The organism is Pseudomonas sp. (assembly GCF_051660785.1).
GTDB lineage: Bacteria > Pseudomonadota > Gammaproteobacteria > Pseudomonadales > Pseudomonadaceae > Aquipseudomonas.
Window position 1 is genome coordinate 91766 of the sequence record NZ_JBOFQE010000028.1, and the last position, 13585, is coordinate 105350.

A 13585-nucleotide genomic window follows, 5' to 3' on the forward strand; every position below is an offset into this window, starting at 1 on the left:
GTCTTCCATCAACAGGGCGGCACTCACCGGGGTTCGTCTGATGTCTCGCGAACCTCGATCACCCGTTCCGGGCAGGCCCGGGCGCCCCGTTTCGCCAGCCCCTCTTCCCCAATCGGTACACTGAAGCCGCTGCTGGCGATGTAGCCGTTGTCATCGAGTGGATAGAGCGTGGGCGCGACGTTGTTGCAGCGGGCATGACCCACACAGCCGGATTGATTGATCAACACTTTCATGCGTTGGCCGCCTGTTTGTTCGAGGCGGTTGCCGTGGTGCCCGGCTGGTCCCATTGCAGGTGCAAGTCTTCCATACCGAATACGCCGAAGGCGTTGAATTTGGGCGTGGTGTCGTCAGCGATGCGCAGGGGCGGCAGCCGTTGCAACCACAACTCCAGGGCAATCCGAAGTTCACGGCGCGCCAGGTGCGAGCCGACGCAACGGTGCACACCATAGGAAAACGCCATGTGCGGCGATGCACCGGCACTGCGCTGGAAGTCGACTCTGTCAGCCTCATCGAATACTTCCGGGTCGAGGTTGGCCAACTCAGTGCTGATCAGCACCATGTCGCCTTTCTTCATCATGACTTCGCCGATCTGCACGTCGCAGGTCACCGTGCGGCGCATATTGACGATCGAGTAAGAGCGCAGCAGCTCTTCCACCGCGTCGCCAATCAGTTCGGGGTTGGCCCGCAGTTGGGCTTGCTGCTCGGGATTGCGCGCCAGATGCCGGAAAAACAAACCCAGGCAAGAGGTCACCGTATCCAGGCCTGCAATGAAAATCAGGAAGTTGATGCCGAGCATTTCATCGTCGGTCAGCGGCCGGCCATCAATCTCGCTGGTCAGCAGATAGCTGGTGAAGTCATCACCGGGATTGGCACGCCGCTCGGTGATGTGGTTGCGGATCCAGTCGGTGATCGCCCGTGCGTTGTCGGTCACCGTTTGCAGGTCGACGCTTTTGATCAGTGTCTGCGTCCAGTGCTGGAACAATGGCCGGTCTTCCAGCGGCCAGCCCATGAGGGTCAAGAAGATCAACGTGGGAAACGGTTTGGCGAACGCTTTGTTGAAATCGCAACGACCGTCGGCTTGCACCTCATCTATCAATTGGTTGGCCAACTGGCGGATGTTCTGCTCCAGGGCCTCAACCTTTTTCGGCGTGAACAGCGGATTAAGCAATGCGCGGTATTTGGCGTGTTCAGGCGGATCGATTTCCAGTGGCGCCAGGCGCCAGCTTTCACCGAGCAACATCGCGTAGGGTGTAAGGCCGACGCTGCTGAAGGTTTGCGGGTCTTGCAGAATACGCCGCAGGTCCTCGGCACGCCGAGGTACCCAGGTGCCGGGTAAGAAGCTTAAACGTGGAATCCAGAAAATCGGCGGGGTTGTCCGGTGCAGTTCGGCGGCCCAGGCATAGGCGTTTTCGCCTTGGGCGGTGAGCTCCGCCCACAGATCGAAATCGCGGACAAGGTGCATGGGGATGTGCGCAGGAACAGGTGCAGGCGTTTCAGGAGCGTTACTCATTATTGTTCTCCAGGTCTCTATCGGACTGGAGAAACGGTAAGGCCGCAGGCGCAAAGCCACAACGAACAGAAGCGCAAATCTGTACGGCATAAACGGAATTCATTAACACTTTCGTTGAAAATGTTCTAAAACTAATTCTGCTGGTGCCAAACATCCTCTGTCATTGTGTGCCTATCACCGCCGGGAAGCCCCTGTGCCCGACGTCATGAAACCAATAAAAAGCGCTGCCGAGGTTCAGAATGTCTCACTTAGCTTCCGTGCAAACAGCCGATAAAAACCACTCCAGCCAACGCCACGCCTTGCGTTCCCAACGCACCCGGGAACTGCTGCTGGACCACATGTATCGCCTGGCGCTGGAAAAGGGCTACGAGGGGATCACCGTCCAGCAATTACTGGACAGTACGGGGGTGGCGCGCTCCACCTTCTACGCGCACTTTCGCGACAAGGAGGATCTGATCGTTGCCGGGTACGAAGCCATTGGCATCCCCTCGACCAAGGTCACCGAAGTCGATGGCGACCGCCGTGTCCTGCTGGATGTTTCGGCCTGGCTGTTCAGCGCCACCGAACGCCATGCGGCACTGACGACGGCGTTTTTCAGCGGCCCGGGACAAAACGTGATTCTCGCGCACCTGGAAAATATCCTTATCATCCAGGTCCGGGAGCATTATCGGAAACAGGGGCTGTACCAAGTCGATCAACTACGCGGCGAAGCCGCCGTGCGCTGTTTCGTCGGTGCCCTGGTGGGGCTGTGGCTGTGGTGGGTGCGCCACGATTATCCGAACCCGGCAAGGGAAATGACCGAAACCTTCGACAGCCTGATGAACAACGGCACCTGGCCGCCTGAGAACAGCGTGCGCCAGTAGCGACGCTAGGAGGCACAGGCCATGATCAGAAACTGCCGGAATGCCTGCGCCGGCGCCGACAAACCGTTCTCCGGCAGCCAGATCAGCCCCAGTTCCATGGGTGGAATCACGTCCACCAACGGGCGGATTTCAATCTTTTTGCCTTCCAGGGACCAGGCCCGGTACAGCATGTCCGAGAGAATGGTCACGCCGAATCCATGCCCCACCAGCCCGCGCAATGCCTCCATGGATGAGGTGCGAAAAGCCACCTTGGGTGCCAGTCCGCGGGATTCCCAATAGCGCAAGGTCGAGGTCTCCCCCTCATCGACCGTAGCAAGGATATAGGCATGCTCGGCGACGTCTTCAAGATTGATCGAAGTGGCGGACATCAAAGGGTGCTGACTAGCTAACCAGAGCTGGCGGCGCGAACGAATCAGCACATGGTGAGCAAAACCGTGCAGGTTCTGCGTATTGGAGACAATCGCCAGCCCGAGATCGAGATCGCCATTGCTCAGGGCTTCTTCGATGCTCTGGCGGTCCATGTCGATCAGGTCGATCTCGACCTGAGGGTAGCTGCGTTTGAAGCGTGCCAACAGCGCGGGCAGAAAATAGCCCAGCACAGTGTAGGAGGCGCCTACCCGCACGGTGCCCTGCATCGCATGGCCGAGGAACAGCGGTTCACTGAGCGCATCCTGCAGGGTGTCTAGAATGTGGCGGGCATGCTGGGAAAACTTGTTGCCTTCAGCGGTCAGTGTCACGCCATGGGGCAGGCGGTCGAACAGGCTGACGCCCATGGACTGTTCCAGATGCAACACCGCCGCCGTAATCGCCGACTGCGATACATGCGCCTTCAGCGCCGCCTGGGAAAACTGGCCTGCGTCGGCGGCGGCAACGAAATAGCGCAGTTGACGCATCGAAATATCTTTGCCTTTTGTCATCTGATTTTCTGATACCTGGCGCCTGAATATATGAAACAGCTTGGTCCTCACGCTGGTTACACTCGAGACCGGGTAGCTGCCCTGACGTATCGTTATCCTTCGAATTTCAGCGCCAATAATAAAAATGGCTGAAGGTTGAAAAATGAACGCGATCCACTACAGCGAGTACGACTGTGAAGCGTCGGGCAATTTCCTGACTGAAGCTTCATTGGCCAGACAAGGCTTTGACATCCGGGTTGAACATGCGCAATGGTCCAACACCGGCACAGCCTTGATCGAAACCGGCGACAGTTGCCTGTTACGCCTGATGCTGCCTGCCAGTTCGCAGATCAAGCCTAACTGCGGCGGTTTTTCCAGCCACGGCGCGCCTCAATTCCAGCCTCTGGGCAAGCTGTTGTTCATTCCCCATGGCACCGAATTCCACCTGCGCCACGATGCCGGTGAGCAAAAGGCCCTGGTGTGTCTGTTCGATCCCTCATCACTCGGCGTCCTTGGCAGCTATCGCTGGAACTGGCAGGACAACGTCAGCGCAGCCATGCTCAATCTGCAAAGCGGTTACCTGCACGCCTCGTTGCAACGGCTGGCCGAAGAAGTCGCCAACCCCGGCTTTGCCAGCGAACTGCACACCGAGTGCCTGCTCACCAGTATTGCCCTGGACCTGCGCCGCGAATTTATCGATGCGCCCGACGAGGCAATCAGTGCCTCACACAACGCAGAAAAACTCAGCCCTCGTCAACTCAACATCCTGCGTGAACTGCTCGACAGCGCCAGTGATGAAAGCCGCTCTCTCGGCCACCTGGCGCGGGCCTGCGAGCTGCCGTTGCGGACACTGTCCAGTCGCTGCAAAAACACCACCGGCATGACCTTGCGCCAGTACGCCGCGCATACCCGATTGCAAAAAGCCGTGGCGCTGTTGGCTGACCCACGGTTGCTGATCAAACAGGTGGCCTATCAGGCCGGCTTCAACAACGCCGCCGCTTTCAGTGCGGCCTTCCGTAAAGAACTCGGCGTCACACCCGAGGAATTTCGCCATCAGCGCCAACGCTGACACTGAACCTGTGGCGAGGGAGCTTGCTCCCTCGCCACGGACCGATCTTCTAATACAGGCCTTAACGACGAATCGTGGCGGTGATTTTGGCGTGTGGCCCATTGACCTGCGCGGCCCAGGCTTCAGCCGCCTGATCGAGGGTGAAATCCAGGTAATCCACCTGTATCTGGTGCTCTTTGGCGATTTTCAGCAGACGCAGCCAGATCTGTTCACGGTCTGCAGGCGGGCGCTGGCCAGTGCCAATGCACGACAAGTTGCGAAACAACAGATCGGCAATATCCAGATTGAGCTGACGACCGGCGCCCGTGCCAATGGTCATGATCCGTGCTCCCCAATTGGTGGCTTTCAGGGACGTCAACATTGGTTGACCGCACACGAGGTCGAGCACCACATCAAATCCGCCATCAGCTGCATCCTTGAGGGCAGCGACATCATCGCTGCCACCCAAAGTCACCACTTCATCGGCAAGGCCTCGCGATTTCAACCGGCCCAGTGCTTCAGCGGACCGTGCAGCACCGACCACCTTGCCCGCACCCAGACCGCGCGCCAGTTGCAGGGCGATCTGGCCGAGAGTGCCGGTGGCGCCCAAGATCAGCACCTTCTCACCCTTCTGAATCGCGGCTTTTTCCAGGGGCACGATGGCGCCGGTCGCAGCGATGCCCATGCTGATCGCGGTTTTATCGTCCACGTCGTCCGGCACATTCCATACTTCGGCTTGCGGCACCAGGGTGCGCTCTGCCCAGGCACCAAACGGCAACACCGAGCGCTCGCCGAAGTACACCCGACGGCCATCCGGCGCACGGCCGACGCCTTCGCCGCGAATGACACAGGGATATTCAACACCCAGGCGGTAGGCGCCGAGTACATCCCAGCCCCCAAGGCCAGCAGTATCGACATCGATCAGCACCGAGCCGTCTTGCGGCTGCGGATCACGAAACTCGCCCACTACCGGCGGCGCATTGCGCTCGGAAATGATTGCTGCACGCATGGCATTCTCCTTGTCTGTTTTATTGTCAGGCTGCACTTGAAGCAATAATTGAACATTAATCTATTATTTGTCCATATTTACTTCGACAGCCTACTCAATTGGCCGCCAACGGCTCGGACCTATATCGCGGATACCCACCCAACGTCAGCAACAGCAAAGGGCCGACGACAAAGCAGATAAAACTGAACAACAGCATGGCCGAGTAGCCACCGGTGAGCTTGAACAAACCGGCGAACAGTAAAGGCGAGATCGCCGCTCCTGCGGTAATCAAACCCAGGTGCGCGCCGAACAACCGGCCGTAGTCGCGCATACCGAAGTAACGGGCAATCAGGAAGGCCGCGATATCGAACTCGGCACCGGCACCCACGCCGACCAGCAACGTGGCGAGGGTGTACATCGCAATACTGGAATCCCCATAGGCAAAAATGCCGCAGGCAAATGCCGGCATCAGCAGCGCCACAGAGGCAACACCGGGCGCCCACAACCGGTCAATCAGGTAGCCCACCAATAGTCGGCCAAGGATCAGCGACACGCCGAAGCTGGCGAAAATCTGACTGGCCTGCAGGGCGCTCAGGCCACGGTCCTGCAGCAACGGCACAATGTTGGTGACCATGCCCACCACGCACGACACCACCAACGTCATCGACAGGTTGCACACCCAGAACCGCCATGAGCGCAGCGCCTCGCGCAGCAGTAGCCCGCCGGTTTGTTCACTGGTGGCGTGGAGTTGCGTCGAGTTTTGGCTGACATCGGTGGTAGGCAACAACCATCGTAAAGCCAAGGGCAACGCCAGCAGTACCGGCAATACGCCCAGCGCGAGGAAACCCGCCTGCCAATTCCAGCGGCTGATCGCCCAGGCGGTGATCAACGGCAGCATGATGGCAGCCAGTCCGGAGCCACTGAGAATGATCGCCAAGGCCAGGCCACGGTTCTCCTCGAACCACAAGTTCACCAGGTGCGACCAAGTCACCTGCAACGTCCCCAACCCGGCCAACGGCACCAGGAAAAATCCGAGGTAAAGCGTCCATATCGAGCCATTGATACAGGTCAGGGTGAAAACGCTCAGGGACAACGCCAGCAGTGACAGCAACGTGACCCGGCGTAAGCCGTAGCGTGAGTTGAGCCAGCCGGCCAATTGCGACGCGACGATGGTGCCCAGCGACAATGCGGTGATCGCCGCCTGCAACTCCGCCCTGCCCCAGCCCATGGCCTGCTCCAGCGGAATCACCATAGAACTGAAGCTGTACAGCAGCAACGAACTGGAACTGGTGGCAACGCCGACCAACGCCAGAATCAGCACTCGCCAGCCGCGTTTGAATTCTGCGTTATCAAAGCCTTTCATGGTGGGTGACCTCAGTCATTGCCGATAAATACAGCCGCTTCCGCGCTCTTGCTCAGCACCTGGGCACGGCGTACCGGGCCAGGTGCGTTCACGACCTCGACAAGGGTGTCTTCGGGGTGAATCAGCGTCGGACCATTACCCAGTTGTTCAAGCGCCATAAGCGCGAGGTCTTCAGCTTTGGGCAAGGTCATGGTCAGGGCGTCGGCAACGTTCAGTTTGACCATGGCAGCGCGCATGGTGGGTGTGTCGACAGTGCCGATGAGCAGGTTGAGCACATCGACGCCACGGTCTTTCCACTCGGCCCATAGCGATTCACCGAGGTTCAGGGCAAAGCCCTTGGTCGCGGTGTACATCGCCAGTTTGCGAATTCCCCCCAAGGCTGCCTGTGAACCCACCAACAGCAAGCCGCCCTGCCCGCGCTCCAGCATTGCAGTGCCAAAGGCGTGGCTGCATTGCATCACCGTCAAGCAATTGAGGCGCAGTAAGGCGCCCCAGCCCTCGACCGAGGTATCGAGAAAGCGCGTGATGTAAGGGTCGCCGCCCGCGTTGTAGATAAACAGACCGATTTGGCGTTCTCCGACAGCTGCGAGCAAGCGCTCACAGGCATCGGACTGAGAAAGATCCTGGATCACCACCAGCACCTCGATGGCGTAACGTTGCTCCAATTCGCTTTTCAGTTGCGCCAGGGCGTCGCCACGGCGCGCCACCAGCACGCAGCTGAGGCCACGCTCGGCGAGGGCGTGGGCAAACGCCGCGCCCACGCCATGGGAGGCTCCGGCAATCACCGCCCACGGGCCATACCGATGCTGGAACGCATTATCAGGAACAGACATAAACACTCCGAAAACGAAGGCCCGGTGACCAGCCACCGGGCGAGAAAGGTTTCACCCTGTCAGGCGACGGGTGGCAGGTCGATGTGGCTGGCGGAGGCGCCAATGGCGGTGCTGCCGTAAACCAGCACGCGCCGCTCGATGTGCGCCATGAACAGGCGCAGCAAGGGTTCGTCGTATTCGGGCCCCGCGCTTTTGACGAAGGCTTCCAGCGCTGCATCAATCTCGCTGTAATCATTGAAGGTGCGGTCCAGCAGGACTTGCGCCTCCTGCTGCTCCAACTCGCGCAAGTGCAATTCCATGGCATCGCCACGGCCCAGGTACTCCACCAGTTTGCTCACGGCGCGCAGCTTGGTTTTCTGGAAGTCACTGCCGACCTCCACCTGCGCCAAGGCATCGGCGAGCATGGTCAGCAACTGTGCATTCGGGCCGCTGCTGACTATCTCCAGTGTTGGCGTTTGCAGCGGCACCCCCATGGCTTCGGCCAGCGCGTGCACCACCACCCGGCGCAGGGCGATGTCGAACTCGGTGTAGGTGTCGTGGGGGTCGCCCGGTTGTGGCGTGGCCACCGATGCCGAGAACTGCATGGTGCTGACGGTGGCAAACAGCGCGGTGTGGTAACGCACGACATCGGGGTCCGCCGGCTCGCCGGTCACTTGCTGATAGTAGCGATACAGGTCCGCGAAACTGTCTCCGAGCGGCTCGTAATTGTCGCGCATCCGCGCCGACGCCAGGTCAGCCAACGGATCACCAATCATGGCGAATTCGAAATCGTAGAGGCCCTTCACCTGTCCGTTCTCGAACAGGTATTGCCCAGAATCGTACTGCACGAAAGCAGGCCGGGTACGGTGCTGCGGCACATTGCGGCGCAACCAGCCGAGGGCGAATTCGGCCAGAGGCTGAGGCCTGGTTTTATTGCGCGCATACAGCGGGTAATAAGCTTCCAGACCTGCAAGGGTAATGCCCTCGGCACTGGTCGGCAGATGAATGCCCTGTTCAATGAAGGGTTGCAACGGCAGTTGGTGCATGCGCGCCATGGCATCGACCCACTGACGTGCGACGGCATGGCGCTCGGTATCAGTGTTCGCCGTGCTGACATCACGACTCCCCGGCACCAACTCCATCAAGATGGCTTGCGGGTCTTCGCAGAAGCCGTAGATACGCGGCACCGGTACGCCCTGCTGACCAAGCAAGGTGAGAATATCCGCCTCCCGACGCAGCTCCGGGAATGGGCTGACATCACCACCTCGCTCGCCACGAATATGCAATTGAAGGGTTTCGCCATCGCGTTGCAGTTCAAGGTTCCACGCCGGACGCCAGCGCAGCAGACGTTGCATCGCCGTGATGTTCCCACCCAGCAGCCCTTCGACAAAGTTGCGCAGCTTTTCTTCGACCGGATCAACAGTCGCATTTATTGTTGTTGGCATACGGGGTCTTCCTCAGGCGCTGATGTCCAGCGCCGCTCTTAATGGGTGCTGGTGCTACCAGCGTTCGGCCCGCCTACCTGCTCCAGCGGCACGCCCTTTTTCTTCGCCAGATCGGCAGTGTCCAGGTACTCGCGCCACGCACAGATCAGGCCGTGTTCGTCCAGCTCATACACCGCCACCATTGAGTGCGGCATGGGTACGCCATTGCTGACGCAGTAATCGTCGCGTTCGGTCATCACCACGCGCTCCGAAGAGACGATGTGACGCGTGGTACAGCGGTTGTGTGTGACATAACTCATCTGCCGCTCGATTTCGCGGCGCAACGCATCTCGCCCACGGATCACCGGGCCACCGGGCACCCACAGTTGCCAGACGGCGTCGTCTGCGAAGGTGGCCATGATGCGTTCGAGGTCCGGCCGGCTGCCATCGCTGCCGTCGCCCCAGGCGGCGAGCATGTCGAGGATGAAGCGTTCCTGTTCGAGTGCCATAAAACGGGCTCCAGTGCAGTGAATGGATCGGGATCAGACCGAGGCCTGGGGCAACAGGAAATTGCGCACCACCGGCACCATCGGCGTGCCGCAACTCATGCCGCCGTCCACGCGCATCAGCGTGCCGTTGACGTAGGCGGCGTCATCGCTGGCGAGGAAAGCGGCCATGGCCGCGATGTCCTCCGGCTCGCCCAGTTGCGGCACGTTTTGCAGGTCGAGAAAGGCCGCCTTCATCGCCTCGTTAGCCCAGCTTTCCATGGCCGGCGTGCGAATCACCCCCGGCAAAATCCCGTTGCAACGAATGCCGCGTTTACCAAAGGTGGCGGCAATGCTTTGCACGTACCAGTTGAGTGCGGCCTTGGAGGCGCCGTAGCTGAACTGAGAAATTTCCCCGGCAATCGAGCTGGTGGACGAGGTGAACAGAATCGAACCGCTGCCCTGGGCCAGCATGTGCGGCAAGGCGTATTTGCACGCCAACACACCGCCCAGCACATTGACCCGCATGCAGTTGTGGAACAGCTCGGTGTTGAAGTTGATGAAGTCGATATCGCGGGTGGTGGCCGGGTTTCTGTACACGGCGTTATTGAACAACACATCGATACGCCCGAAGGTCTCGACGGTCTGCTCGACCATCTGCCGCAAAGCGTCTTCATCGCCGACATCCACTTGCATGGCCAGTGCCCTGGTGCCGATTTCAGTCGCCACGGCCTGCGCCGATTCGGCGAAAAGGTCGGTGACCACCACCGTGGCGCCCTCCCGGGCAAAACGCAGGGCCGAGGCGCGGCCGATGCCACTGCCGGCGCCGGTGATCACGCAGACCTTGCCGTCTAAACGTTGCAGTATCTCGCTCATAAAAGGGTCTCGGGACGGAAAAAAAACGGCGCCCGTGGCGAGCGCCGAAAAGGAGCTGCGGTCAGCGGGTCTGGCCACCGGCGATGGTCTGCGGATTGGCTTCACGCTCAGCGACCGGTTCCTGCCGGTAGCGCGTCGGGCCGTTGCCGAACATGCCGTATTGGTCACGGGTGAAGTCGTACAACGAGTAGGAATCCTGTTGCGGATTATTGGGAATGCCGTACGCCTCGATGTTGTATTGCGAGCCGGTACGGAACAGCGCGCCGCTGTCGTCCCAGGCGTCGTAGACCGCAGCGCCGAAGGTGTCTTCGTCGATGTAGTAGCGACGTTTTTTCTGCGCATGACGTACGCCGTCCTTGCGCGTCGCTTCCACCACCCAGACACGGTGCAGCTCCCAGCGCTCACACGCGGGGTTGATGTGTTTTGGCATGAGTTTCTTGTCCATGTCGCAACCCCATTTCAGCGTGTAGTTGCTGTAGGGGATGAACATTTCCTTCTTGCCCACCAGCTTCCAGTCGAAGCGGTCCATCTTTCCGGAAAACAGGAAGATTTCGTCGTAGAACGCCACCCCGCCGAACGCAGAGTTGGGGGTGTCGTAGTTGAATTCCGGGGCCTTGCGGACGCGGCGCTGACCGGTGCTGTAGCTCCAGGCGTAGCGGGAGTCGGCGACCGGGTCGAGATAATCCCAATACCCGGATGCCTGCCCGGCCGTACGGGCCGGCGCGACGATGCGCGACCAGATGCGCTGGGCGATTTTCGGATCACGCCCAGGAACATCCATCTGGTAGAAAGGTTTTTCGCCGGTGGACCGGTTGGTGTTGGTCAGCGTCGCGTGGCCCTCGTTGACCACATAGGCACTGTGGTTCCAGTCCCAGCCATTCACGCCCTGATAGTTGAGGATGTAGTTCCACATCAACTCCCGGCCATCTCGCGGCAGCGGGAATGGCAGACCGCCCCGGCAGCCTTCGCTGATCGACAGGCCGTCGTTCTCGGTTTTGCAGTCCTTGCGGCTGGCATTGCGCTGGGTGGCTGCTAGGAAATTCGCCGGAAAGGTCGCCGTCCTGTGGGTGGGGTACACCTCAAGATAATAAGTGTCGGGGTTCTGCTTGAGCAGTTGCAGCTGCCCGGCCGCCAATTGGTCGGCGTACTGGTCGGCGTTGGCCGCCGTAATGCGCAAGCGGGGTTTTTCATTGGCAAACGGGTTGGGCCAGTTGCCGTCGCCGGGCACCAGCCCTGCGGGCACTTTCAGGCCACCGTCGTAGGCCGGAATAGTGCCTGCCGCGTTGCCCGCAACAATCGCACCAAAGGTCGTCAGCTTGCCGCCCAGGTCGGCGGTGGTAGCGCCCTCATCGGCCACGGCCGACCCCGCCAAAGCAATGGCCACAAGGCCCATCGCATATGCATTAACCGTCATAACGTTCTCCATTCAGATGGGTGATCGCCGAGTCCGGTGATCACTGCATTGCAGTTCAGGCGCGGTTCAGAACGCTGTGCTGAGGGTGAGCGACACCCAATTGCGGTCGGTCAGGCCGACGTCGCCGGTGCCCCCGACCACGGTTTTTCCGACGCCGGCGACGTCTGCATATTTACGTTCGCTGCCGTAGCCGATGTACGACAGGGTCACGTCGACGCGCTCGTCGTAGGTGCCTTTGACGCCGGCCTTCCAGGTGTATTTCCCTTCGTTGCCACCGCCCGTGGCGGCATTGCCGTTGACGCCATAATCCACACTCATGGGCGTGGAAATATTCCAGCCGGGGAACACCCCAAGCCATTGCGGCGCAAAGCTCACGGCCAGGCCGACATAGTTCTTGGTGGCGCAGCCGTAATGCTTGTCCTGCCCCGCCGGGCAGCCGCCATAGCCTTCACCTTTGAACAGTTCTTCGTGCTTGGTCACCCGTTGCACATGACTGAACGCCATTTCGGTGATCAGGCTGCCGGTGTCGAAGTAATCGGTGCGCGGCAGCAACCACAGGCCATTGACCACCATGTGCCAGGTGTCACCGCGAGCGCCCTGATTATCGGTGGTGCTGATGTTGCTGGAGACCAGCGAGGTGTTCTGGCGATACGACAGATCGACGCCGAGGGAGCCGCCGCCCAGTACCGGGCCCGCGGAGTAACCCAGGCCATAGAGCTTGACGTTCTCGGCGTACACGTAACGGGCAAAGCTCGGCGCCACTTGCAGGCCCCACGGGTTGTAGTCATCGAACTCGCGATAGAACGCGCTGACCTCCGAATGCAGGAAGTCGAAGCTGTAGGTGCCCATCACGCCCCAGTTGCCCCTGTCCTTGGGTTTGACCGGGTCAATCAAAGGCCGCGAAACACCGCTGAACAACGGCAAACGGTCCGGTCCTTCCAGGGCGACGTCGGCGGAGGCCAGATACGTGCCGCCTTCAGGGGCGCGCGTGGTGTCCCATTCGAAGAAATATTGCGCCGCCAGCGATAACTTGTCGGTGACCTGAGCCTGGGTTGAAATCTGCGTCAGCGGCAGGAAGATTTCGCGGGTTTCGGTACCGGGGTTGCTCACCGCCTTGCGCCCATCCAGCGGTGCTTGCGAGTAGGACACCGCATGCCCGGCAATCAGCAGGCCGTTGCCCCAGTACACAGTGTGGCGGCCGGCACGTACGCTAACCGGAATCTCGCCGAGATCGAAACGGGTAAACGCAAAGGCGTCCAGTAACTCGCCGCTCGGGCCACGGTGATAGCGTTTGGTGAAGCTGGAGTATTTACCATTGGTGTAGCTCGGCGTGCTGGTACCGGGAAACGCACCGGGGTAGTAAACATTCCCCGGGCTGGTTTCGACGTCGGTGTTTTCGTAAGCCTGGTCGTACCAGCCCGCGCCGCTGATGCGAAAGCCGTTGTACTGCTTGTACGCGACCTCCATTTCGCTCATCACATCGACCCGATTGGTCACCACATCGCCGCGATCAAACTTGGCATCGGACTCGTCGTAGCTGGCGTTGTTGGCCAATGCGCTGTCGCGCCCTTCGGCCCTGATCCCGAGGTTGTAACGCACGGTGTTGTCCCAGCGCGCGGTCCAGTCCGGATTACCGGTATCAAACTCGGCGGCCTGCACAGCGCCAACGGTTAAGGCACACCCGGTCACGCTGAACCAGACAGCCAGGCTTAACGGCTTTAGCTTTGCGTCGATCATCGACACTCCCATTACTTTTTTATTGTTGTTGGCAGCCGAAGCTTTGGGCCGTCTGGACCGCGCCTATGAGCGCTGATCCGTGGGCTTTCGGTATGGACTGAAGTAGACGGGACGGGGAGGTTTGAGACAACGATTGGGAGTATTGCTGAAATGCATTTCGGTATTGGTC

General features: G+C 60.1%; 13 protein-coding genes. 2 read left to right on the forward strand and 11 right to left on the reverse strand.

Annotated features, from left to right (window positions below; genetic code table 11):
- Window positions 1-23: 23 nt before the first annotated feature.
- A complete protein-coding gene (locus tag ACRC4F_RS07315; protein ID WP_223434433.1) occupies window positions 24-233 on the reverse strand; it encodes a ferredoxin in 210 nt (69 codons plus the stop codon).
- Window positions 230-1510 carry a cytochrome P450 gene (locus ACRC4F_RS07320; protein WP_438658705.1) on the reverse strand — a complete coding sequence of 427 codons (1281 nt, stop codon included), beginning with the start codon at window positions 1508-1510 and terminating at the stop codon, window positions 230-232. Before ACRC4F_RS07320 ends, ACRC4F_RS07315 begins: the two co-directional genes overlap by 4 nt.
- A gap of 239 nt (window positions 1511-1749) precedes the next feature.
- On the opposite strand from ACRC4F_RS07320, the gene ACRC4F_RS07325 reads away from it, so the two are divergent.
- The gene (locus ACRC4F_RS07325) at window positions 1750-2373 is read left to right on the forward strand and encodes a TetR/AcrR family transcriptional regulator (protein ID WP_223434439.1); all 624 of its coding nucleotides are present in this window, start codon (window positions 1750-1752) and stop codon (window positions 2371-2373) included.
- A 5-nt stretch (window positions 2374-2378) separates the two neighbouring features.
- On the opposite strand, the gene ACRC4F_RS07330 is transcribed toward ACRC4F_RS07325, so the two are convergent.
- Window positions 2379-3290, reverse strand: coding sequence for a LysR family transcriptional regulator (locus ACRC4F_RS07330; protein WP_438658706.1), 912 nt, complete (start codon window positions 3288-3290; stop codon window positions 2379-2381).
- Between the two features lie 142 nt (window positions 3291-3432).
- Between ACRC4F_RS07330 and ACRC4F_RS07335 the strand changes: the two genes are divergently transcribed.
- Entirely contained in the window at window positions 3433-4338 is a 906-nt protein-coding gene (locus ACRC4F_RS07335; protein ID WP_438658707.1) for a helix-turn-helix domain-containing protein, read from the forward strand.
- A gap of 61 nt (window positions 4339-4399) precedes the next feature.
- Here ACRC4F_RS07335 and ACRC4F_RS07340 read toward each other — a convergent pair whose 3' ends face one another.
- From ACRC4F_RS07340 to ACRC4F_RS07375, 8 genes are all read right to left on the reverse strand, one after another.
- A complete protein-coding gene (locus ACRC4F_RS07340) occupies window positions 4400-5326 on the reverse strand; it encodes a quinone oxidoreductase family protein (protein ID WP_438658708.1) in 927 nt (308 codons plus the stop codon).
- A 94-nt stretch (window positions 5327-5420) separates the two neighbouring features.
- Window positions 5421-6668, reverse strand: coding sequence for an MFS transporter (locus tag ACRC4F_RS07345; RefSeq protein WP_438658709.1), 1248 nt, complete (start codon window positions 6666-6668; stop codon window positions 5421-5423).
- An 11-nt stretch (window positions 6669-6679) separates the two neighbouring features.
- Complete coding sequence (locus ACRC4F_RS07350; RefSeq protein WP_438658710.1) at window positions 6680-7501, reverse strand: SDR family NAD(P)-dependent oxidoreductase; 822 nt, start codon at window positions 7499-7501, stop codon at window positions 6680-6682.
- A 59-nt stretch (window positions 7502-7560) separates the two neighbouring features.
- Complete coding sequence (locus ACRC4F_RS07355; RefSeq protein ID WP_083376095.1) at window positions 7561-8925, reverse strand: phosphotransferase family protein; 1365 nt, start codon at window positions 8923-8925, stop codon at window positions 7561-7563.
- Between the two features lie 38 nt (window positions 8926-8963).
- Window positions 8964-9413, reverse strand: coding sequence for a nuclear transport factor 2 family protein (locus ACRC4F_RS07360; protein ID WP_438658711.1), 450 nt, complete (start codon window positions 9411-9413; stop codon window positions 8964-8966).
- A 33-nt stretch (window positions 9414-9446) separates the two neighbouring features.
- A complete protein-coding gene (locus ACRC4F_RS07365; protein WP_083376093.1) occupies window positions 9447-10265 on the reverse strand; it encodes an SDR family NAD(P)-dependent oxidoreductase in 819 nt (272 codons plus the stop codon).
- Window positions 10266-10326: 61 nt separating this feature from the next.
- Entirely contained in the window at window positions 10327-11679 is a 1353-nt protein-coding gene (locus ACRC4F_RS07370; protein ID WP_223434451.1) for a DUF1329 domain-containing protein, read from the reverse strand.
- 66 nt (window positions 11680-11745) lie between these two features.
- Window positions 11746-13416 carry a DUF1302 domain-containing protein gene (locus tag ACRC4F_RS07375; RefSeq protein WP_438658712.1) on the reverse strand — a complete coding sequence of 557 codons (1671 nt, stop codon included), beginning with the start codon at window positions 13414-13416 and terminating at the stop codon, window positions 11746-11748.
- Between the last annotated feature and the right edge of the window lie 169 nt (window positions 13417-13585).